Source organism: Actinomarinicola tropica (genome assembly GCF_009650215.1).
Lineage (GTDB): Bacteria > Actinomycetota > Acidimicrobiia > Acidimicrobiales > SKKL01 > Actinomarinicola > Actinomarinicola tropica.
Genome location: NZ_CP045851.1, coordinates 583593 through 601991 on the forward strand (window position 1 = coordinate 583593; position 18399 = coordinate 601991).

Sequence of the window (18399 nt, forward strand, 5' to 3'; positions counted from 1 at the left end):
GGGCTCGGGCCGCCACACGCCCGACGGCGGCCCTCAGGCCCACCGCAGCGCGCGCTCCCGCCAGGCGTAGAGCACCCCCACGAGCAGGATCGTGATGAACATGCCCATCTCGGCGAGGGCGATGCCACCCTCCCGGACGAACACGACGGCCCACGGGTACATGAACACCATCTCCATGTCGAAGGCCAGGAACAGCAGCGCCATCACGTAGTAGCGAGCGTGGAACCGACTCCACGCATGGACCTCCGGTTCGTGGCCGCCGAGGAACGGCGTCCGCTCCGGGGCCGTCTCGCCCACGCCGGCGATGGCATCGCTGGCCGATCGGATCGCCACGAACGCGATCGTGGCGAAGACGAAAACGGCGAGCGCCGCGCCGACCGGCCCCAGAACGGACATGGCGCTAGGTGTAGTCGTCGGGGTTCTCGCGGAACTCCTCTGCGCAATCCTGGCTGCAGAAGTAGTACGTCGATCCGTCGTGGTCGACGGTGGCCACCGCGTCTGCTTCGGCGATGGTCATCCCGCACACCGGGTCCTTGACATCGGGCATGGTGCCGTCCTTCGGAATCGGGGGCTTTCTCGGGCCGGTTCTACTACATGGTTTCGTCCCACGCTCGGGAGGGGTCCAAGTCAGCGCACGTAGGACACCACGGTCACCATTCCCGCTTCTGCGTGGTAGATGTTGTGGCAGTGGAGAGCCCACGCCCCGGGGTTGTCGGCGTCGAACTCCACGACCACGGTCTCCATCGGCGGCACGATGACCGTATCCTTTCGAGCCCCGGGCTTTCCGTCCGTAGTGACCTGGAACGTGTGGCCGTGCAGGTGGATCGGGTGCCACATCATGGTGTCGTTGCGGAAGACCATCCGAATCCGTTCGCCCTCGCGAACCGGCATGGAGGTGCCGTCCTCCGCCGGGGCGTCGAGAGCCCACTGGTATGCCTGCATGTCGCCCCGCATGCTGATCTCAAAGGTGCGGTCGGGCGTCTCGGGGCGCAGCCTGACGTCGTCGGCGGCGACGAGATCCTCGAGCCTGAGCAGATCACCGTCCAGCTCGCTTGGACGTGACCCTGCTGTCGGGATCGTCTCCGGCCCGGAGCGCAGGAGCGCCCGCGCCCCGCCGTCGCCGCCCTCGACCGTGGCCACCAACGGCAACCCGGAACCTCCAGGGACGTCGACCATCACGTCGTATCGCTCACCCATGCCGATCACGAGCGCGTCGACCGTGACGGGCCGGACCGGGAAGCCGTCCGTGGCGACCACCGTCAGCCTGGCGCCGCCGACCGCCACCCGGAACGGGGTGTCGGAACCAGCGTTGACCAGTCGGAGTCGAAGCGGGCCAGCGCCTACTGGCAGCTCGGGCGCGGACTTGCCGTTGACCAGGTAGAGGGGGTAGTCCACGTCGCTGGTGTCGCCGCCGAGCGGGCGGCCGGGGGAAGCCATCTCCATGTCGTCCATCGCTGCGGCGCCCATGTCCATGTCGTCCATCGCACCCATGTCGTGCCCGCCACCGCCGCCGGTGAGGCCTTCCAGGACCTCGTCGGGTTCCTGTCCGAGTCCGTCGAGCCAGTCATCGAGGAGCACCGTGACGTCATTCGCGCCGTCTTCGGCGGGGGCGAGCTCGTCCTCGACGATGAGGGCACCGTAGAGCCCACGATCGAGCTGCGTGCCGGTGTGGGGGTGGTAGAAGTAGGTCCCGGCGTCGGGCACGGTGAACTCGTACGTGAACGAAGCACCCGGCGAGATCGCCTCCTGGGTCAGATCCGGCACTCCGTCCATGTCGTTGCGGAGCGCGATCCCGTGCCAGTGCATCGTCAGTGGCTCGGGAAGGCCGTTTCGCACGACGGCCCGCAGGACCTCGCCCTCACGAAGCCGGATCTCCGGGCCGGGGACCGCCCCGTTGAACGCCCAGGTCTCGACCGTCTGCCCTCCGAGGTCGACCGATGCCGGGGCCGCGGTCAACTCGACGTCACGCACCGTCCCGTCGCTCGTGCGGCGAGCGCGCTCAGCGGCGAGGACGGGCTCGTCTTCGGGGCCGATCGGCTGCACGGCGGACGCTGGGGTGGTTGCCTCGGTCGCCGGCGCCGCGTCGTCCCAGGGTCGCGTCGTGCCGGCCCACACCGCTGCGGCGGTGAACAGCAAGGCTGTCGCGATCGCGAGACGTCGCAAGGATCGATTCACCATGTGGGGTCCCTTCTCGGTCCAACTGTCCAGATCATCGCTCTGAGCGCACGCTCCACCATCCGGTGCCAGTACGGGGTCGCTCGTGGGTGACTACGGAGTGAGGGCGACCGGAAGTGCTACGACCTGTTGTCGTAGCGTTCCCGCCATGTCCGATGATCTCGACCCCGCCGGCCGCCCGGCCGAACACAGCGGACGTACGCTCGTTGTCGCCGGCGCCGTCGCCGCCGCACTGTTCCTTGCGTATCTCGTCCTGGGCATGCCGGGCATGGATCACGGTCCGTCCGGCAACCAGGGTTCGATGGATTCGATGGACCACGCTGCCATGGCTGACGGTGGACTCTCGGTCGACGAGTTCCAGTCCCGAATGGCCCAAGGAGCGTTCGTGGTGAACGTGCACCGGCCCTACGACGGCGAGATCGACGGCACCGATGCGTCCATCCCCTACGACGAGATCGCCGGCGACCCGAGCCTGCCGTCTGACAAGGGCACCCCGATCCTCCTGTACTGCCAGACGGGCCGGATGTCGGCGACCGCCTCCGATTCACTCGTCAGCGCCGGCTACACCGACGTGGCACACCTGCGAGGTGGGATGGATGCGTGGGAGGCGGCAGGCATGCCCGTCCTCCGCCAGCAGTCTGACCCAGACGGTCGCGCCGATCGGTCGGCGACTTGAGCAGGGGTCCCGGCGTGCGAGCCTACGACGACGTGTCGTACGAACGCTCCGGAAGGCTCACCCCATGACCACCCCCCGCCATCGCCGCCCCCTCCTCATCCTGGTCGCCGCCGCCTTCTTCCTCGCGGCGTGCGGCGCGGACAGCAGCGACGACCCTGCCATGGCGCCTCCGGCTGCAGAGCAGGACGGGGCCGACGGCTCCGGCGCAGCCGAGCCGAACCAGGCCGACGTCGAGTTCACGAAGGCGATGATCGTCCATCACGAGCAGGCCATCGAGATGGCTGCGCTCGCGGAGGACCGGGCCGAGGCCGAGGAGGTGCGGTCGCTGGCCACGCGCATCGGCGAGGCCCAGCAACCCGAGATCGATCGGATGCAGGAGTGGCTGGAAGCCTGGGGTGAGGATGCCGCTGGCGCGAGCGGCGACATGGACCATGGCGACATGGACATGGGCGGCGGCGACAGCATGGGGATGATGTCCGAGGAGGACATGGGGCAGCTGGAAGCTGCGAGCGGCCCCGAGTTCGACCGCATGTTCCTGGAGATGATGATCCAGCACCACCGAGGAGCCATTTCGATGGCGCGCGAGGTCCAGATCGACGGCTCCCATCCCGACGTGCTCGCTCTCGCGGAGGATGTCGTCGCCGATCAGGAGGCCGAGGTCGAGGAGATGGAGCAGCTCCTCGCAGACTTTGGTGCGGCAGCCGAGTAGCAGCTCAGGAACCTGCGCTCTCAGTAGATCCTTGGTTCGGCAGCAAGGTGAGGTAGATCGGTACAGAGCTCAGGCAGTAGCAATTACCCCCGACCACCCGGCCTGAAGCCGAGTGTTCCCGGCGACGACCCGTCCAGCTCGGATGCGGCGCCCGCCGCTGATGAGCTCCGGCCGCAGATGTGGGTCAGGACCTACTGGCAGGCCTGCGCGGCACCCGACAAGCTGGCCCAACGCTGCGACGGCAGCGCCCACGACGGCTGGACACGACTCCAAGCCCGTAGCCACCAGTTCGGCGGGCAACTCGCTCGGCTCATGGTCCGCCCGCCAGACGACTTCGATGCCGAGGGCAACCCGGTCCCCATCCGCCGACACCACCCGGAGACATCGCGACGACCCCGCCCGTCGCGGTTCGACGTCGTTGAGCGCCTGATCTGGAAGTCAGACGCTCAAGGTGACTCGACCGGCATGTCGTTACCAGTTCGTCGTCCGCGGGTCCGTGAACGCCGCGACGGGTACGCCGTCCCACTGGCGGACCACCCGGGCTCGCACGCCTCCCTCACATCCCGCGGGTAGTCGCCGACGCGGCACGGACATCACCAGCGTCGCCGGGCGGCGAGGCACTGGCGGCGTCCCCGCCCGCGAATGCTGCCGACCAGTGCTGGCGCAGGTCGTCCGAGTAGCCGGAAGTGAATCCGCATTCCCAGGCGATGGCGTCGTCGAGTGGAGCACCCCCCCCATCGCGGCTCGCCTGCGACGAGCAAGCGGTCTCCCTCCTCGACCGGTCGCTGCATCCAGACGGTCACGGTTTCGTCGGTACCGCCGGCGAACCACTCGTGCACCTCGAAGCGGACATCTCCGGTGACGATGTCGTCATCCGGTGCAAGCGGGTCGATGCGGCTGCCCAGGCCGTGCCCCATGGAGTGGTGGAAGTAGGTCTGTGATCCTTGGCTTGGCCAGCTGAGGTTACGCGGCTGGCAGCGCGGCGGTCGTGGTGGTGGTCATCTCCTCGGTGGGGGTGTCGATCTGGGCCATGGATTCTTCGCTGAGGTAGCGGCGTTCGGAGATGGCCCAGTCGTCGTGTTGGTCGAGCAGGACGGCGCCGACGAGGCGGATGGCCGAGGCGTCGTCGGGGAAGATCCCGACCACGTTGCTGCGGCGCTTGATCTCCTTGTTGATCCGCTCGAGCGGGTTCGTGGATGCGATCTTGCGCCAGTGCGCTCGGGGGAAGCCGGTGTGGGCCAACACGTCGACCTCGGCGTCGGCCAAGATCGCGGCGGCCTTGGGGAACTGGCCTTCGAGGATCCCGACGACCTCATGGAGCTGGGACCGGCACGCCTCGGCGGAGGGCTGGGCGAAGATCGTGCGGACGGTTGCGGCGACCATGTCCTTCGACGCGGAGGGCACGGTGCCCAAGATGTTGCGCATCAGGTGCACCTTGCAGCGCTGCCACGAGGCGCCGGCGAGCACGCGTGGGATCGAGGCCTTCAGCCCGGCGTGCGCGTCGGAGATCACCAGGCGCACACCGGCGAGGCGCCGGTCCTTGAGACCCCGGAGGAACGCGGTCCAGAACACCTCGTCCTCGCTGTCGCCGACATCCACGCCGAGCACCTCGCGGTCGCCGTTCGCGGTGACACCGGTGGCCACCACGACAGCCCTCGAGACGATCCGGTGGTTGATGCGGGCCTTGATGTAGGTGGCGTCCAGATACAAGTAGGGGAACTCGACGTGATCGAGCGTCCGGGCCCGGAACACGGCGACCTCTTCGTCGATGCCCGCGCAGATCCGCGACACCGTCGACTTCGACACACCCGACTCACACCCCAGCGCCTGGACCAGATCATCGACCTTCCGGGTCGAGGTCCCGGTCGTGTACGCGGTCATGATCACGCCCCACAGGGCCTTGTCGACCCGCCGGCGGGGCTCCAACAGCGACGGGAAGAACGACCCGACCCGCACCTTGGGGATCCGCAGCTCCACATCGCCCGCAGGAGTGGACAACAGCCGGGACCGAGAGCCGTTGCGCTGGTTGGTACGGGAGTCGGTTCGCTCGTGCGGCGCCGCCCCGATCGCCGCAGTGAGCTCGGCGTCGATCAGCTCCTGCATCCCCGCCTCGAGAAGCCGACGGAACAGCTCCTTGCTGTCACCGTCGCCCAAGCGCGCCAACAGGTCAGCAACGCGGGCATCATCGTCATGGGTCATCGCGTGGTTCCTTCCAGTGAGTGCTTTCGCAGGTCTCACCAAGGATCACGCGATGGCCCACCCCATCAGGGGGACCTCTGCTACTTCCACCACCTCACGGGACGCCAACGCTGCCCACGTCAACGACGGTGCCGTCGAACGCGAACGCTCGTTCCCGCAACGTCTCGGGGGTGTACTCGCTGACGCAGAGGCTACTGGCGCCGACGGCTTCGTCTGCCGCGGGTTCCTCACTCGCATTGTCGGAAGCGTCAGTCAGTTCTGCCGCAGGCGCTGCCTCGTCGGGCTCGTCAGCCGTGTTGGCGCACGCACCGAGGAGACCGGCGACACTGAGCAACCAGGCACCCACGAGGACCTTCATGATGCTTGGACGTTGCTCGGTCGGTTCTGGTTCCCGGTCATGACCGTCATCGTCCGTGTGCCGGGTGGCAGACCGGCTAGCAGCGGATGCTGTCGCTACCCGGGAGACCGACTCCGGCGACGACGCCCGGCAGCGGATCGCCGCCGACGGGCAGCGGGTTCCCCGGCGCGCCTGCGGCGAGGTCACGAGCCGGCCCGCTGGTCCCCATCTCCGGCATCCTGGATCGACAGTGCAGGAAGCGCTCCTCGGTCATGCGCCGAGGAGCGCAACCGGACAGCCACGAGGGCGACGCCGGTGACGGCGAGCACTGCGAGCGCGATGCGGCCGGCGCCGAGGCGCTGCACGTTCTCGACGATGCGCAGACGGAGATCCTCGACGGTGTCGATGATCGGGTCGCCGCGGAGGTCCCCGCCGTAGACGCCGAGCTCCCACCTGCCGTACCAGGCGGCGTACGCTCCAGCGACGATCATCAGGCCACCGCCTACACGGGGCATGAGGCGAGTCAGGCCGCCCATCGCCCGCACCACCGAGCTGTGCGCGACGGCGGCGAGGACGCTGATAGCGAGGATGATCGTGCCCATCCCCGCGGCGTAGGCGGCGTAGGTGACCACACCCTGCGCCGTCGACTGGGTCAGCGCAACGCCGGTGACGGCGAGGAACGGGCCGATCGTGCACGACAGCGATGCGATGGCGAACGTGGCGCCGTAGCCGACCATGGCTGCGGCTCCCCGTCGCCCCGAGGCCAGGTCCAGGTTCCGGACTGCGATCGCGGGCTTCCAGCCGAGGACCATGAGCAGGCCGGCGACGGCGAGCGCTGCACCGGCAGCGATGCTCACCCAGGGGAGCCGCTGGCGGGTGGGGCCTGCGAGCTGGTCGATGACCAGGCCGACGGTGGTGAAGACGCCGACGAAGCCGACCGACACCGCTGCGGCCACGCCGACGGCCCTCGCCACCCGCTGGTCGGGGCGCCGGTCCTGCGCGTCCCCGGCCACGAAGGCGCCGAGGTAGGCGGGAAGCAGCGAGAACCCGCACGGGTTGAAGGTGGCGACCATCCCGGCCGTGAACGCCAGCGCCACGACGGGGGCCACCGTCAGGTCTCTCCGCCACCGAGAAACGACGCGATGTAGTACACGGGGTCAGGGTAGGCCACAATCGCCAGATGGCCCCCGCCGCACCGAGCCTCCGCACGATGACGACGCGACGGATCGCGGTGGCCGTCGTGGTGACGCTGGCCGCTGCGTGGGCGGGGTGGACGGCCCTGCGACAGCCGGCCCTTCCCGACTTCGTCGCTTCGGGTGAGCCCGTGGCACTGCCCGATCCAGGGGAGCTGCCTGCGGTGTCGCTCGATCTGTTCGAAGGGATGCTCGTCGGAGAACGGGGTCGGCCGGTGGTGGTGAACATCTGGGCGTCGTGGTGTGCTCCGTGTCGCACCGAGATGCCCCTGCTCGACGACGCCGCTCGGTCGTACGGCTCCGACGTGGCGATCCTCGGCGTTGCGTCAAAGGACGATCCCGGCGAAGCCCGACGCTTCCTCGACGATCTGGGCATCACGTACCCCAACGTCTTCGACGAGTCCGGTCAGGTCCGCGTCGCCCTCGGGCTCACGGCGTACCCGACGACCTACGTGTTCGGAACCGATGGGCGACTTCGCGCCCGCGTGGACGGCGGCATCTCGGAGCAGCGACTCGCTGGGCTGGTCGAGGATGCGCTCCGGTGATCGACTTCGGCCTCGTCGTGTCGGTGATCGCGGCCGTCGGTGCGCCGGCCCTGCTTGCGACCCTCTGGGCGTACGGCGACGGGAGCTCCAGCTTCCTGGACGACGTGACCGCCCCGCTGCTCGCCGGCCTGGCAGTGGGTCGGCTGGTGACCCTCGCCCTGGACGACCCCAGCTCGATCGGGAGCCTGTCGGACATGTTTGGTGATCCGCAGTGGCGTGGAGTTCTGGCCCGGCGCCGTCGGGGCCGCAGGCGTGGTCGCCTGGCAGGCGTTTCGGACCGGGACGTCACCGATGCAGCGTCTGGCTGCGCTGGCACCGCTCGCGTTGGTCGGATATGCCGCCTACGAAGCGACGTGCGTCTTTCGTGATGGTTGCCTGGGTCCACTAGCACCGGTGGGGCTGCGCCCCCCCCCGGTCTGCAGGCGACGATGCTGCCGGTCGGATGGCTGATGTCCGCAGCCACCCTCACCGGCGCGGTGCTGGTGCGGAGACGGCGTCTTGTCGAGGTCCGGCGACCTCGTGCGGGTCCTGGGTCGGGCACCGTCCGTGGGTGCAGCCGAGGGCGGCGCGCATGCCGGCACTGAGGTCTTCCGCCACGCGATCGCGGGCGAGCCAGGCGCCGGAGCCGGCCCGGCGGGCGGCTCGCTCGTAGGCGGCGTCCGGTTCGGGACCGACGACGACGACACGTTCGGGCGGGAAGCCGTCGAGAACGTCGCGGCAGCAGCGCGGGAAGTCCGCTGCGTCGATGACCACGAGATCGGGCGGCGCCTCAGCGAGCACACGGCCGAGGGCGGCGGCCTGGGCCAGCGCCCGAACCTGCCAGCAGCCGTGATCCCGTTCGAGGAGCTCCACAGTGAGCTCGCGCAGCGTCCGGTGCGCAATCGCCACGAGGACCGTCGGGGGGTCATTGCCGCCAACTGGCCGTGGATCGTGCTCATTGCCGCCATGCTCGCCATGCCCCGCGGCGGCGGGGCGGCCGCGCCAGCAGCCACGGACGCGGTAACGCCCGTCCGGACGGACACGCCCGATGACGCCGGACGCGCCCATCACAGGAGCCACCGGTGGACCAGATGAGCTGCTCGAGGGCGAGCCCCTCGACCTCGCCCACTAGCTTAGCTAGCTAGGACGAGCCGGTGGCGCTCGGCGCCGCACCCGTGGAGTTGCCGATCCCGCGCGCCGCGGAGACGGCGGCCCCTTCCCAGTCCGTGGGACGAGCCCCGGCCCGCCGCATGGTGCGGCGCCACAGGACGTAGGCCAGCCCGCCGAGGGGGATCTGGAGCAGGTAGGTGAGTGCGCGGTACACGAGGACCGCGGCGACGACGGCGGCTCGGCCGCCGCCCGCCGCCACAAGTCCGGTGGTGAGAGCGAGTTCGACGACACCGAGGCCACCGGGGCTGAACGGCACGGCCGTGGCGAGCCGGGCGAACGCGAACACGGCGAGCGCTTCGGCCGAACCGATCTCCTCCGCCGAGACGCCGGCCGTGCGCAGCGAGGTGAGGAGCACGAGGAACAGCGACAGTTGGCCGACCGCTGTCGCGGCCGTGAGCAGGTGCCACCGGGCAGCCAGCAGCGCGCCGGCGTGAGTGCGGAAGCGGCGCAAGGCAACGTCCCATCCGCTCGGCGCGGGCCGGCGGACGAGGCGCAGGGCGGGCGTGGCGGCCGTGGCGGCGATCAGCGCCACTCGTGAGGCCGCTGCATCGGTGCGCATCGCAGCGGCGAAGACCCCGACCGCGGCGACCAGCCCGCCGAGACCGACGGCCGCACCGACCACCCGTGGGAAGTCGACGTCGTCGCCGATCGTCAGCGCGGCGAGCGCGACAGTCGGCAGGGCGAGCTTGGCGAAGTTGTTCCAGATGCCGGTCACGACCATCGCCAACGTCGCTGCGGACCGGCGCTGTCCCCAGGAGCGCAGCATCGAGTAGGTGAGCGCCACCGCCACGTAGCTGCCGGCTGGGACGGTGTTGGCGACAGCGGTCGGCGCCTGCGACACCAACGCAGCCCGCCGCAGACCGAGGCCGGGCACCGCCGCCATCCACACCAGCCAGTAGGTGACCAGGTTCCAGCCTGCCGCGACCGCCAGCAGCGCCGCGCCCCGCCAGCCCACGTGGCCAAGGGCGTGCCACACGTCCGCCGCCGACGCGAACCGGGGCAGAGCGAACCCGAAGACAGCCACGGCGACCGCGACGGCGACCGCGGCGCGGAGCGCCCGCGTGGACAGCGGCGCCCGGCGCGGGATCGTGTCGACCTCGCCGGTGACGACGTCCATGTCAGCAGCAACCCTGCCGGCGGAGGCGCCGGTACGCCAACGCTGCCGGCACCAGCGGCACCCAGTAGGTGACGGCGCGGAACACGATCACGGCGGCGACCGCCGGCGCGGCGGGCACGCCGAGCACCATCAGCCCGGCGGCGAGCGCCGGTTCGACGACGCCGAGGCCGCCGGGCAGTGGCCCGCTCGCGGCGAGCGCCGACGACGCCAGGTAGAGGGTCACGGCCGCAGCAATGGGGACCGACACCGACACCGCCCGCAGGGCGGCCAGCAACGACAGGGCCAGCGACGCCGTCAGGGCGACCTGCGCGAGAAGCAGGCGAGCGCTCTGTCCGTCCGTGCGCAGGCGCCGGAGCAGCCGGAGCCGTCGCACGGCGGCACGCGCCAGCGCCCGGCGGCTCGCCGGGAGCCATCCGAGCGCGCCGGCCGCGAGGGCGACAACGAGCGCGGCGACAACCAGCGCGGCGGGCCGCGGGGGTTCGGCGACGCGGATCCCTTCGGCGAGGGCCAGTCCACCGGCGGCGACGAGGGCGATGGTGTGCACGGCGAAACCGGCGGCCCTGGTTAGGTCGACCGCGTCCTCGGCCTCGCGGGCAGGCATGCCGGCGGCGCACAGGTATGCCGCGCTCACCTCGGCGCCGGCGTGGCTGCTCGCCGAGCCGCGGGATGCCAGGGTCGAGGCGAGTTGGCTGGCGACGGTCCTGCCCAGCGCGAGTCGCCGCCCCGCAGCGGCGGCCAGAGCGATCGCGGCGAACAGGAATGGGAGGAGGCCCCCCGCGGTGGCGGCGGCCACCCAGCGCCAGCGGCCGTCGGCCAGCAGCGACGCCACGCTGGACGCGCCGGCGGCGCCGATCAGCAGGTGATGGGTGGCGTAGCCGCCGGCGGCGACGGCGACGAGCATCGAAGGGCGGAGCCGGACCCGGAGCAGGCGGCGCGGGTCGACCGGTGCGCCGGCGGTGGCCATCGCATCGCGCAGTCTCTCGAGGGCGCCCGGTTGGGCGGCGAGCTGGCGGCGGGTGGCGGTGGACAGGGCGAGCGGCTGCAGCAGCGGCGCCGCCTCCCGCAGCGCGTCGGGCCCGACCGCGGCGGAAGCCGCGGCGACGGCCAGGCCGGCACCCACAGCGGTCGCGGTGGAGGCGAGCAGCTCGGCGACATCGCGGGCCAGCTGGTCGTCGCTGGCGCCGGCCTGGGCGAACCCGAAGTCGACCAACCACGCCTCGCCGCCTGTGCCGATCAGAACGTTGGCGAGGCGGAGATCGCGATGGGCGATGCGGGCCGTTCGCAGCGCCACCAGTTGGCGCCAGATGTCGGTCAGCACGTCGTTGCCGAGCGTCGGTGCCTGCGACGCGTCGGTGCCCGCCACGCGACGCTCGGCGAGCAGCCAGATGCCGTCGTCGGCCTCGGCGGTGGTGAGGAGGTCCGGGACCCGTGCGCCGGCGCGGGCGGCGGCGAGGAGCAGGTAGGCCTCGTGCTCGATCTGCTGCTTGGCGGTCGCCAGCGGCGCCTCGTCGCCGACCTCTCGGAAGGCGAGCCACCGTCCGATGCGGAAGAGCAGGTCGGCGTCGCGCTGGTCTCGCCCAACGGCCTTGACGAACACGCCGCCCCCAGCGGCGTCGCCGACGAACGGCACCGACCCCCGCGCGTCGGCGTGCAGGGGGCGCAGGGCCTGGACGTCGAGGCCGGACCGGGTGAGCCCGGCGAGGACGGTGGCGACCGGCGGGGCGTGGCCGGGCGTCCCGCGCACGAGGTGCACGCCGGCACCGAGCGCCCAGCCGAGGGCGGCGCCACCGAGCACGTCGAGCGGGAGGTGAGCGCCCGAGTAGACGCGCGCCCCGGCGACGGCCCACACCAGCGCCCACAGCGCTCGGCGGGTCCGGCGGCTCACCTCGCTTGACGCGACCGTGGCGAGCGCGGCGGCCACCGCGGCATGTCCGGAGACGAAGCCGTGCCCGGTGGCGGGGACGCCCCGGAGGATCACCTCCTCGAGCAGCACGCCCGGCCGGCCGCGGTGTGCGACATCCTTGACCATCTTGGCGAGCACCCACGCTGCTCCGCCCGCGAGGCCCAGGTCGATCGCCAGCCGCCGGCGCCTCGCCAGCACCGCGACCGCCCCGGCGATCGGCACGGCCCCGACCCAGCCGGCCTGCGTCACGACGCGCATCGGCCCGTCGAGCCATCCCGGGAGGTCGTTCAGGAGCCGGAACATCGTCCGCTCGGGCCGGGTCAGGACGCCGCCGGCGGCGAGAACCGACAGCCCTGCCAACACCGCGAGACCCGTGACCACCCGGAAGATGTCGCCGGGGTGGCGGTACCGGGCCGGCCGTGGGCGGCGGGTCCGGCGCTTCGTTTCCATCAGTGCGTTCGCGCCTTGGGCGGGTGCGTCGACGGTCGCAGCCGAGCCTCGTGTCATGGCACCAGGATCCCCTCTGCGACTCGGCTGCGCGTCGGTGCCGCCTCCCGAGCCCGCAGTGCTCGGGCGTCCGCAAGCACGTGGGGACGGGCGTGGCCCGGACGGTCCGCGGGGGTCTCGATAGCGATCGGCTCGCATATGGCAGCGCCGTCCCCGGTCTCCTCGAGGAGCGCTCGACCAGCCGGTGCAGCTCGCCGCGATGGCCGCTTCCACCACCGCCGCGGCGGCGGGCGGGTGGCAAGTTCAGCGGAGTGGGCTCCTCGGGATGGGGATGCGACTGGTCGCGTCACCGGGGTGCCCCCTACTCGCCCAGCATCCGGTCGATGTCTTCCTGGTGCTGCTCGTCCATCCGCGCCCATTCGGGCGTACGCATCATCTGCCACATCGGGTCGTTGTTCATGATCGCGAGCATCGCCGGGGAGGCGTCCTCCTGCATTCGCTCGAGCATCTGCCGGTGCTGCTCCCAGATCTGGCTCATCTCGCCGGACTGCTCCATCTCCGTGATCCGGCTGGCCGGCTGCGACGGGTTGTCGTCGTCGCCGTTCGCGGCCATCACCAAGGCCAGCACCGCGACGAACACAACGACCGTCACGCCGATAGCCGTCTTCCAGGCTCGGGTCATCTCCCACCTCCTTGTCCACGCGACGATCCCGTCGCCTCGCCCCATCGTCGCCTCGAACGCGCTGCCGGGCGTCCGGGCTCAGTACGGGTCGGGCGTGCGGGCGACTACGCGGTGTGCTCGCGGCGGCAACCCCGTAATCGGAATCAGCGGTGGTCACCGATCGCTGTCGCCGCCCCGGTCCATACGGTCGAGACTGACACCGCACGCGCAGGAGGAGACCGACATGGACTACGGCTAATGGCTCTGGGCCCCCGTCATCGTCAACTCGGCGACTTTCGTCGTCTTCGCCCTCAGCTTCTTCCGGCCGGGGAACCACCGTGACTGGAAGGCGATGGGGGGCTTCACCGCGTTCATCGTCGCCCTGTTCGCCTAGATGTATGAACCGCCCCGGGTTTCGTGACTGCTCGGGTCATTGGGTGACCGGCTCTGGGGCCGGGGTGGTCTGACGGTAGTAGGTCGCTTCGAACTCGGCGGGGGTGAGGTAGGTGTTGTCGGTGGTGATCTCGCCGTGGAGGCGGCGGTGGTTGAACCAGTCGATGTAGGCGAGGGTGGCGAACTCGACGTCGTCGAGGCCGCGCCATGGGCCTTGGGGGTAGATGAGCTCCCACTTGAAGAGGCTGTTGAAGCTCTCGGCCAGGGCGTTGTCGTAGCTGTCGCCCTTGGAACCGACCGAGGCGACGATGTCGTTCTCGGCGAGCCGTTCGGAGTAGCGCACCGCGAGGTATTGCACGCCCCTGTCGCTGTGGTGGGTCAGTCCGTCGAGGGAGCGGCCGTCGCGGGTGCGGTTCCAGACGGCCATCTCGAGGGCGTCGAGGGCGAGGTCGGTGCGCAGCGATTTGGAGATCTGCCAGCCGACGATCATGCGGGAGTACACGTCGATGATGAACGCGGCGTAGACCCAGCCGTCGAAGGTCCGCACGTAGGTGATGTCGGCCACCCAGAGCCGGTTCGGCGCCGGCGCCTTGAACTTCCGGTCGACGAGATCATCGGGTCGCCGCTGGCGCTCATCGGACCGGGTGGTGATCTTGAACGCACGCCCTCGACGAGCCCCCGACAGACCCATGTCGCGCATCAACCGCTCCACGGTGCAGCGCGCGACCCGGGTGCCCTCACGGTTGAGCTGGGCCCAGATCTTGTCGGCCCCGTAGACCGACAGGTTCTCGGCGTGCACCCGGGCGATCTCCTCGGTCAGCTCGCGGTCGCGGGTCGCTCTCGCCGACGGCGGTCGCTTCTTGGCGACCCAGTAGGTGTTCGGGGCGATCCCACAGCCGTGCTCGCTGAGCACCCTGCAGATCGGCTCGACCCCGAACCGTTGGCGGTGCGCGTCGATGAACTCGATCAGCGCTTGGACTGGCGGTCGAGCTCCGCCCCGAAGAAAGCCGACGCCGCCTTCAAGATCTCGTTCGCCCGGCGCAGCTCCTTGTTCTCACGCTCGAGCTCTCTCATCCGGGCCCGCTCATCTGTCGTGATCCCGGGCCGGCGGCCGTCGTCGACCTCGGCTCGGCGAACCCACTGGCGCAGGGTCTCGCGGTTGAGGTCGAGCTTGTCGGCGATCGAGCAGATCGCCTTCCACTGCGACGGATACTCATGGGTGTGCTCGAACACCATGCGCACCGCGCGCTCGCGCAGCTCAGCCGGGTGTCGCTGCCCCTTCGGAAGTGACGGCATCGCTCCATCCTCTCAAGAGAAGGAGCAGTCACCAGACCCGGGGCGGTTCACCTGGCGGCTGCGCCGAACCCGAGGCAGCGTCGCCCACGACTCCGCATGGCGGTGGGGATCGTCGTTGTCGTGTTCCTGGTCTTGGTGGTGTCGGCACGGGCGATCGCCGGCCTCTACACGGACTGGCTGTGGTTCGGCTCATTGAGGCTGCGCCCTGTCTGGACGGAGGTGCTTGGCACCAAGGTCGGGCTCGCCGTCGTCATGGCCTTGGTGTTCGGCGTGCTTGTCATCCCGAACCTCGTGTTCGCCCGCCGCGGAACTCACGGCGCCGGCCAGCCTGATGACCCGGTCGTGATGGTGCGCGAGGTCGTCGACCGCCGGCCGGTGCTCGTGCATCTGGGCATCGCGTTGGTGGTGGCGTTGCCGTTCGGCATCGCCGGCATCGGCGCGTGGAACGAGTGGATCCTGTTCAGCAACTACGTCCCCTTCGGCACCGAGGACCCCCTGTTCAATCTTGACGTCGGGTTCTACGTCTTCCGGCTCCCGTTCCTGGCGTTCCTTGCCAACTGGCTGTTCGGGGCGCTCATCGTCGTCACCATTGCATCGGCGGCGGCGCACTACCTGTGGGGCGGCATCCGGGTGGTGACCGACGCCGAGCTGCCGAGCGTCACTATGACGGGGCGGGCGAAGGCTCATCTGTCGTTGCTCCTCGCCGCGGTGGCGTTGGTGAAGGCGGGGAACTACGTCCTCGACCGCTACGACCTCACCCGTTCGACGCGGGGAGTGGTCCACGGCGCCTCCTACACCGATGTCACCGCCCAGCTTCCCGCGTTCAACCTCCTCATCCTGATCTCGGTCGTGGCGGCTGGTCTGCTCGTGTTCAACATCCGCCGTCGAGGGTGGGTGCTCCCGGTGATCGCCGTCGGGCTGTGGTTCTTCGTCGCGCTCGTCGTCGGGACCGTGTATCCCGTGTTGTTGCAGCGGTTCCGTGTCGAGCCGGCGGAGTCGACCCGCGAAGCGAAGTACATCGAGCGCAACATCGAGGCGACGCGGGTGGCGATGGGACTCGACGACGTCGAGGTCAGCCCGTTCGCCTATGACGAGGAGCTTGCCGCCGGCGAGCTGCAGGAGAACGCCGAGACGATCCGCAACGTCCGCCTGTGGGACCCGCTGATCCTCCGCCAGACGTATCAGCGGCTCCAGGAGGTGCGCACCTTCTACCGCTTCACCGACGTCGACATCGACCGCTACCTGGTCGACGGTGAGCAGACGCAGATCGTGCTGTCGGCACGGGAGCTGAACCCCGACAGCCTGCCGTCGGACACCTGGGAGAACCGGCGCCTGGCGTTCACGCACGGCTATGGCGCGGTCCTCTCACCGGCGAATGCCGTGACCTCCGACGGCCAACCCGACTTCCTGGTGAAGAACATCCCTCCGCAAGGCGCGCCGGCGATCACCGAGCCGCGGCTGTACCACGGCGAGTCGATCGGCGGCTACGCCATCGTCAACACCGGTCGAGACGAGATCGACTACCTCCAGGAAGACGGCACCGCCGTCACCAACCGCTACGACGGCGAGGGCGGCGTGGGCATCGGCTCGGTCGTGCGGCGACTGGCGTTCGCCCTCCGCTTCGGCGACATCAACCCGCTCATCTCCGGGTTCATGACGTCGGAGTCGCGCATCCTGTACATGCGCGACATCCGGGACCGGGTCGAGGCCATCGCGCCCTTCCTCCACTACGACGCCGATCCCTACCCCGTCGTTGTCGACGGCCGGATCACGTGGTTGATCGACGCGTACACGACGAGCTCCTACTACCCGTACGCCCAGCAGGCGGACAGGTCGCGGTTGCCCGCCGACAGTGGGCTCCAGCACGACTTCAACTACATCCGTAACTCGGTCAAGGTCGCGGTCGACGCCTACGACGGCGACGTGACCTTCTACATCGTCGACGACGCCGATCCGATCGCCGCCGCTTACGCCAAGGCCTTCCCGCGCCTGTTCACCGACGGCGACGAGGTCCCGGACGAGCTGCGGGCCCACTTCCGGTACCCCGAGGAGCTCTTCCGGGTCCAGACGAACATGTGGGGCCGGTACCACATCGGCGATGCCGACGAGTTCTACTCGCAGTCCGACCGATGGAACATCGCTCAGGATCCCGACTCGGTCGCTGCGGCTCCCGACTCGGCGGCGACCGACGACACCACCAGTTCGGCAAGAGAGCGAATGGACCCCTACTACCTGCAGATGCGGCTGCCCGACGAGCGGTCCACCGAGTTCCTGATCCTGCAGCCCTTCGTCCCGTTCTCGGACGACGACACCCGACGCGAGCTGGCCGGCTTCATGACCGCCAAGTCCGACCCCGAGAACTACGGCCGTCTCCGGGTGTTCGTGATGCCACGGGACCGGCAGGTCGACGGCCCGGCCATCGTGAGCGCCCGAATGAACCAGGAGCCCGAGGTCAGTCAGCTCATCACGCTTCTCAGTCGGGCGGGCTCCGAGGTGCTCCAGGGCAACCTGCTCGTGATCCCGATCGAGCAGTCCCTCGTCTACATCCGGCCCCTCTACGTCCAGGCCACCGGGGCCAACGCGGTGCCGGAGCTGAAGAAGGTCATCGTCGCGTTCGGCAACCAGATCGCCATCAGCGACACCCTTCAGGGCGCGCTGGCGACGGTGTTCGGCGATGCCCCCGAAACCCTCGAGGAGGGTCCGGGAGACGGCGGGCCCGTCGACGGGACCGGCGTCAGCGACGAAGCGGCGCGGCTTCTGGAGCAGGCCGCTCAAGCGTTTGCCGACGCCGACGCCGCGTTGCGTGACGGCGACGCCGTCGCGTATCTCCGAAAGCTGGAGGAGGGGCGACAGCTCTTCGACGAGGCATGCCGGGTAGAAGCGGGCCAAGGGGACTCCGGCGAGGAGGACGTCGGTCAGGAAGACGGCGACTCGTAGGTCCTCCACTCGTCAAGGGGCGAACCGCACCTGCTCGGCACCCAGGCTGTCGCCGCCCGACAGTACGAACGCGGTGGTCACCGCGACGTGCTGCCGCGGAGGGGTTCTTGCTCCACCGCGGTGGCGGCGGGGCCGGCCCCGCACTGCTCGGCGGTGACGTGCACGTCGCTCCACACGCCGGGGGCGACCTGCAGGCGGTCGGGGTCGGCGAGGTCCCAGTAGTAGGCCTGCGCAACCCGGGCGATCGGGCCGTGGGCGAAGATCCGCACCGCCGTGGGCAGCACGGCGCGGGGCGCGCGCAGGAGGCCGGCCTGGATCCGCTCGAGCGTGCGGTACTGCCAGCGGTGGGCCAGCACTTGGGTGCGGTAGGCGGCGAGGGCGGCGTCGAGGCTTGCCTCGCCGCGCACGACCCGCGCTGCCTGGCGGCCCGCTTCCTGGCCCCACACCAGCGCGGGGCGGATCCCCTCGCCGGTGAGCGCCAGGCACTGCCCGGCGGCGTCGCCGGCGACGAACACGGGCCCGGCGACCGGGTCGCGCAGCCGGGACGGGAACCCCCGCCGTGCACCGCCCGGGCGGCGAGCTCCTGTTCGTGCACGAAATCGGCGAGCGCGGACCGCAGCCGTGTCCCCTTCCCGGTGTAGGAGGCGACGCCCTCGCGGACG

General features: G+C 70.3%; 17 protein-coding genes, 1 pseudogene and 1 other annotated feature. Of the genes and pseudogenes, 7 read left to right on the plus strand and 11 right to left on the minus strand.

The genetic code is table 11. The features are described from left to right. Positions 1 to 33 precede the first annotated feature (33 nt). The 3 genes from GH723_RS02950 to GH723_RS02960 form a co-directional block, all read right to left on the minus strand. On the minus strand, positions 34 to 396 hold the full coding sequence (locus tag GH723_RS02950; protein ID WP_153758247.1) for an NADH-quinone oxidoreductase subunit A: 363 nt from the start codon (positions 394 to 396) through the stop codon (positions 34 to 36). A 4-nt stretch (positions 397 to 400) separates the two neighbouring features. Further along, positions 401 to 547 (minus strand): YHS domain-containing protein, encoded by a 147-nt coding sequence (locus GH723_RS02955; RefSeq protein WP_153758248.1) that lies wholly within the window; start codon positions 545 to 547, stop codon positions 401 to 403. Positions 548 to 627: 80 nt separating this feature from the next. Then, positions 628 to 2178, minus strand: coding sequence for a multicopper oxidase family protein (locus GH723_RS02960; protein WP_153758249.1), 1551 nt, complete (start codon positions 2176 to 2178; stop codon positions 628 to 630). A gap of 145 nt (positions 2179 to 2323) precedes the next feature. On the opposite strand from GH723_RS02960, the gene GH723_RS02965 reads away from it, so the two are divergent. Further along, positions 2324 to 2851, plus strand: coding sequence for a rhodanese-like domain-containing protein (locus tag GH723_RS02965; RefSeq protein ID WP_153758250.1), 528 nt, complete (start codon positions 2324 to 2326; stop codon positions 2849 to 2851). 64 nt (positions 2852 to 2915) lie between these two features. Continuing rightward, a complete protein-coding gene (locus tag GH723_RS02970) occupies positions 2916 to 3560 on the plus strand; it encodes a DUF305 domain-containing protein (protein WP_153758251.1) in 645 nt (214 codons plus the stop codon). A gap of 963 nt (positions 3561 to 4523) precedes the next feature. Here GH723_RS02970 and GH723_RS02975 read toward each other — a convergent pair. From GH723_RS02975 to GH723_RS02985, 3 genes are all read right to left on the minus strand, one after another. Further along, positions 4524 to 5759 carry an IS256 family transposase gene (locus GH723_RS02975; protein WP_153758252.1) on the minus strand — a complete coding sequence of 412 codons (1236 nt, stop codon included), beginning with the start codon at positions 5757 to 5759 and terminating at the stop codon, positions 4524 to 4526. A gap of 94 nt (positions 5760 to 5853) precedes the next feature. Further along, on the minus strand, positions 5854 to 6117 hold the full coding sequence (locus tag GH723_RS02980) for a hypothetical protein (RefSeq protein WP_153758253.1): 264 nt from the start codon (positions 6115 to 6117) through the stop codon (positions 5854 to 5856). Positions 6118 to 6299: 182 nt separating this feature from the next. Beyond that, complete coding sequence (locus tag GH723_RS02985) at positions 6300 to 7205, minus strand: cytochrome c biogenesis CcdA family protein (protein WP_153758254.1); 906 nt, start codon at positions 7203 to 7205, stop codon at positions 6300 to 6302. A 101-nt stretch (positions 7206 to 7306) separates the two neighbouring features. Between GH723_RS02985 and GH723_RS02990 the strand changes: the two genes are divergently transcribed. From GH723_RS02990 to GH723_RS03000, 3 genes are all read left to right on the plus strand, one after another. Then, complete coding sequence (locus GH723_RS02990) at positions 7307 to 7834, plus strand: TlpA family protein disulfide reductase (RefSeq protein ID WP_195210489.1); 528 nt, start codon at positions 7307 to 7309, stop codon at positions 7832 to 7834. Continuing rightward, entirely contained in the window at positions 7831 to 8202 is a 372-nt protein-coding gene (locus GH723_RS02995) for a hypothetical protein (RefSeq protein WP_153758256.1), read from the plus strand. Before GH723_RS02990 ends, GH723_RS02995 begins: the two co-directional genes overlap by 4 nt. 178 nt (positions 8203 to 8380) lie before the next feature. Next, positions 8381 to 8908 (plus strand): hypothetical protein, encoded by a 528-nt coding sequence (locus tag GH723_RS03000; RefSeq protein WP_153758257.1) that lies wholly within the window; start codon positions 8381 to 8383, stop codon positions 8906 to 8908. Positions 8909 to 8954: 46 nt separating this feature from the next. Here GH723_RS03000 and GH723_RS03005 read toward each other — a convergent pair whose 3' ends face one another. The 3 genes from GH723_RS03005 to GH723_RS03015 all read right to left on the minus strand — a co-directional run bounded on the left by GH723_RS03005 (position 8955) and on the right by GH723_RS03015 (position 13132). Then, entirely contained in the window at positions 8955 to 10100 is a 1146-nt protein-coding gene (locus GH723_RS03005; RefSeq protein ID WP_153758258.1) for a lysylphosphatidylglycerol synthase domain-containing protein, read from the minus strand. Between the two features lies 1 nt (position 10101). Further along, positions 10102 to 12453 carry a lysylphosphatidylglycerol synthase domain-containing protein gene (locus GH723_RS03010; protein ID WP_195210490.1) on the minus strand — a complete coding sequence of 784 codons (2352 nt, stop codon included), beginning with the start codon at positions 12451 to 12453 and terminating at the stop codon, positions 10102 to 10104. 358 nt (positions 12454 to 12811) lie between these two features. Then, positions 12812 to 13132: a hypothetical protein gene (locus GH723_RS03015; RefSeq protein ID WP_153758260.1), complete on the minus strand. Its 321-nt coding sequence runs from the start codon at positions 13130 to 13132 to the stop codon at positions 12812 to 12814. A 256-nt stretch (positions 13133 to 13388) separates the two neighbouring features. On the opposite strand from GH723_RS03015, the pseudogene GH723_RS19185 reads away from it, so the two are divergent. Then, positions 13389 to 13499 (plus strand): annotated as a pseudogene (locus GH723_RS19185) (methyltransferase family protein); the annotation flags it as partial. Positions 13500 to 13541: 42 nt separating this feature from the next. Here GH723_RS19185 and GH723_RS03020 read toward each other — a convergent pair. Beyond that, a protein-coding gene (locus GH723_RS03020) for an IS3 family transposase (RefSeq protein WP_229023000.1) occupies positions 13542 to 14800 on the minus strand; the annotation gives its coding sequence in 2 pieces (ribosomal slippage) (positions 13542 to 14512 and positions 14512 to 14800; 1260 coding nt in all). Then, positions 14385 to 14513: a sequence feature (AL1L pseudoknot), on the minus strand. (Overlaps the previous gene by 129 nt.) Before the next feature lie 120 nt (positions 14801 to 14920). Here GH723_RS03020 and GH723_RS03025 point away from each other — a divergent pair. Continuing rightward, the gene (locus GH723_RS03025; protein ID WP_195210491.1) at positions 14921 to 17737 is read left to right on the plus strand and encodes a UPF0182 family membrane protein; all 2817 of its coding nucleotides are present in this window, start codon (positions 14921 to 14923) and stop codon (positions 17735 to 17737) included. A 77-nt stretch (positions 17738 to 17814) separates the two neighbouring features. Here the strand turns inward: GH723_RS03025 and GH723_RS03030 are convergent, their stop codons facing one another. Further along, positions 17815 to 18252, minus strand: a complete 438-nt coding sequence (locus tag GH723_RS03030; protein WP_153758262.1) for an NAD(P)/FAD-dependent oxidoreductase — start codon at positions 18250 to 18252, stop codon at positions 17815 to 17817. Positions 18253 to 18399: the final 147 nt, after the last annotated feature.

Bases quoted from the DNA above. Each gene is read 5' to 3' on its own strand.
- GH723_RS02950 (WP_153758247.1), bottom strand. From the start codon at position 396: ATGTCCGTTCTGGGGCCGGTCGGCGCGGCGCTCGCCGTTTTCGTCTTC.
- GH723_RS02955 (WP_153758248.1), bottom strand. From the start codon at position 547: ATGCCCGATGTCAAGGACCCGGTGTGCGGGATGACCATCGCCGAAGCA.
- GH723_RS02960 (WP_153758249.1), bottom strand. From the start codon at position 2,178: ATGGTGAATCGATCCTTGCGACGTCTCGCGATCGCGACAGCCTTGCTG.
- GH723_RS02965 (WP_153758250.1), top strand. From the start codon at position 2,324: ATGTCCGATGATCTCGACCCCGCCGGCCGCCCGGCCGAACACAGCGGA.
- GH723_RS02970 (WP_153758251.1), top strand. From the start codon at position 2,916: ATGACCACCCCCCGCCATCGCCGCCCCCTCCTCATCCTGGTCGCCGCC.
- GH723_RS02975 (WP_153758252.1), bottom strand. From the start codon at position 5,759: ATGACCCATGACGATGATGCCCGCGTTGCTGACCTGTTGGCGCGCTTG.
- GH723_RS02980 (WP_153758253.1), bottom strand. From the start codon at position 6,117: ATGAAGGTCCTCGTGGGTGCCTGGTTGCTCAGTGTCGCCGGTCTCCTC.
- GH723_RS02990 (WP_195210489.1), top strand. From the start codon at position 7,307: ATGACGACGCGACGGATCGCGGTGGCCGTCGTGGTGACGCTGGCCGCT.
- GH723_RS03005 (WP_153758258.1), bottom strand. From the start codon at position 10,100: ATGGACGTCGTCACCGGCGAGGTCGACACGATCCCGCGCCGGGCGCCG.
- GH723_RS03010 (WP_195210490.1), bottom strand. From the start codon at position 12,453: ATGGAAACGAAGCGCCGGACCCGCCGCCCACGGCCGGCCCGGTACCGC.
- GH723_RS03015 (WP_153758260.1), bottom strand. From the start codon at position 13,132: ATGACCCGAGCCTGGAAGACGGCTATCGGCGTGACGGTCGTTGTGTTC.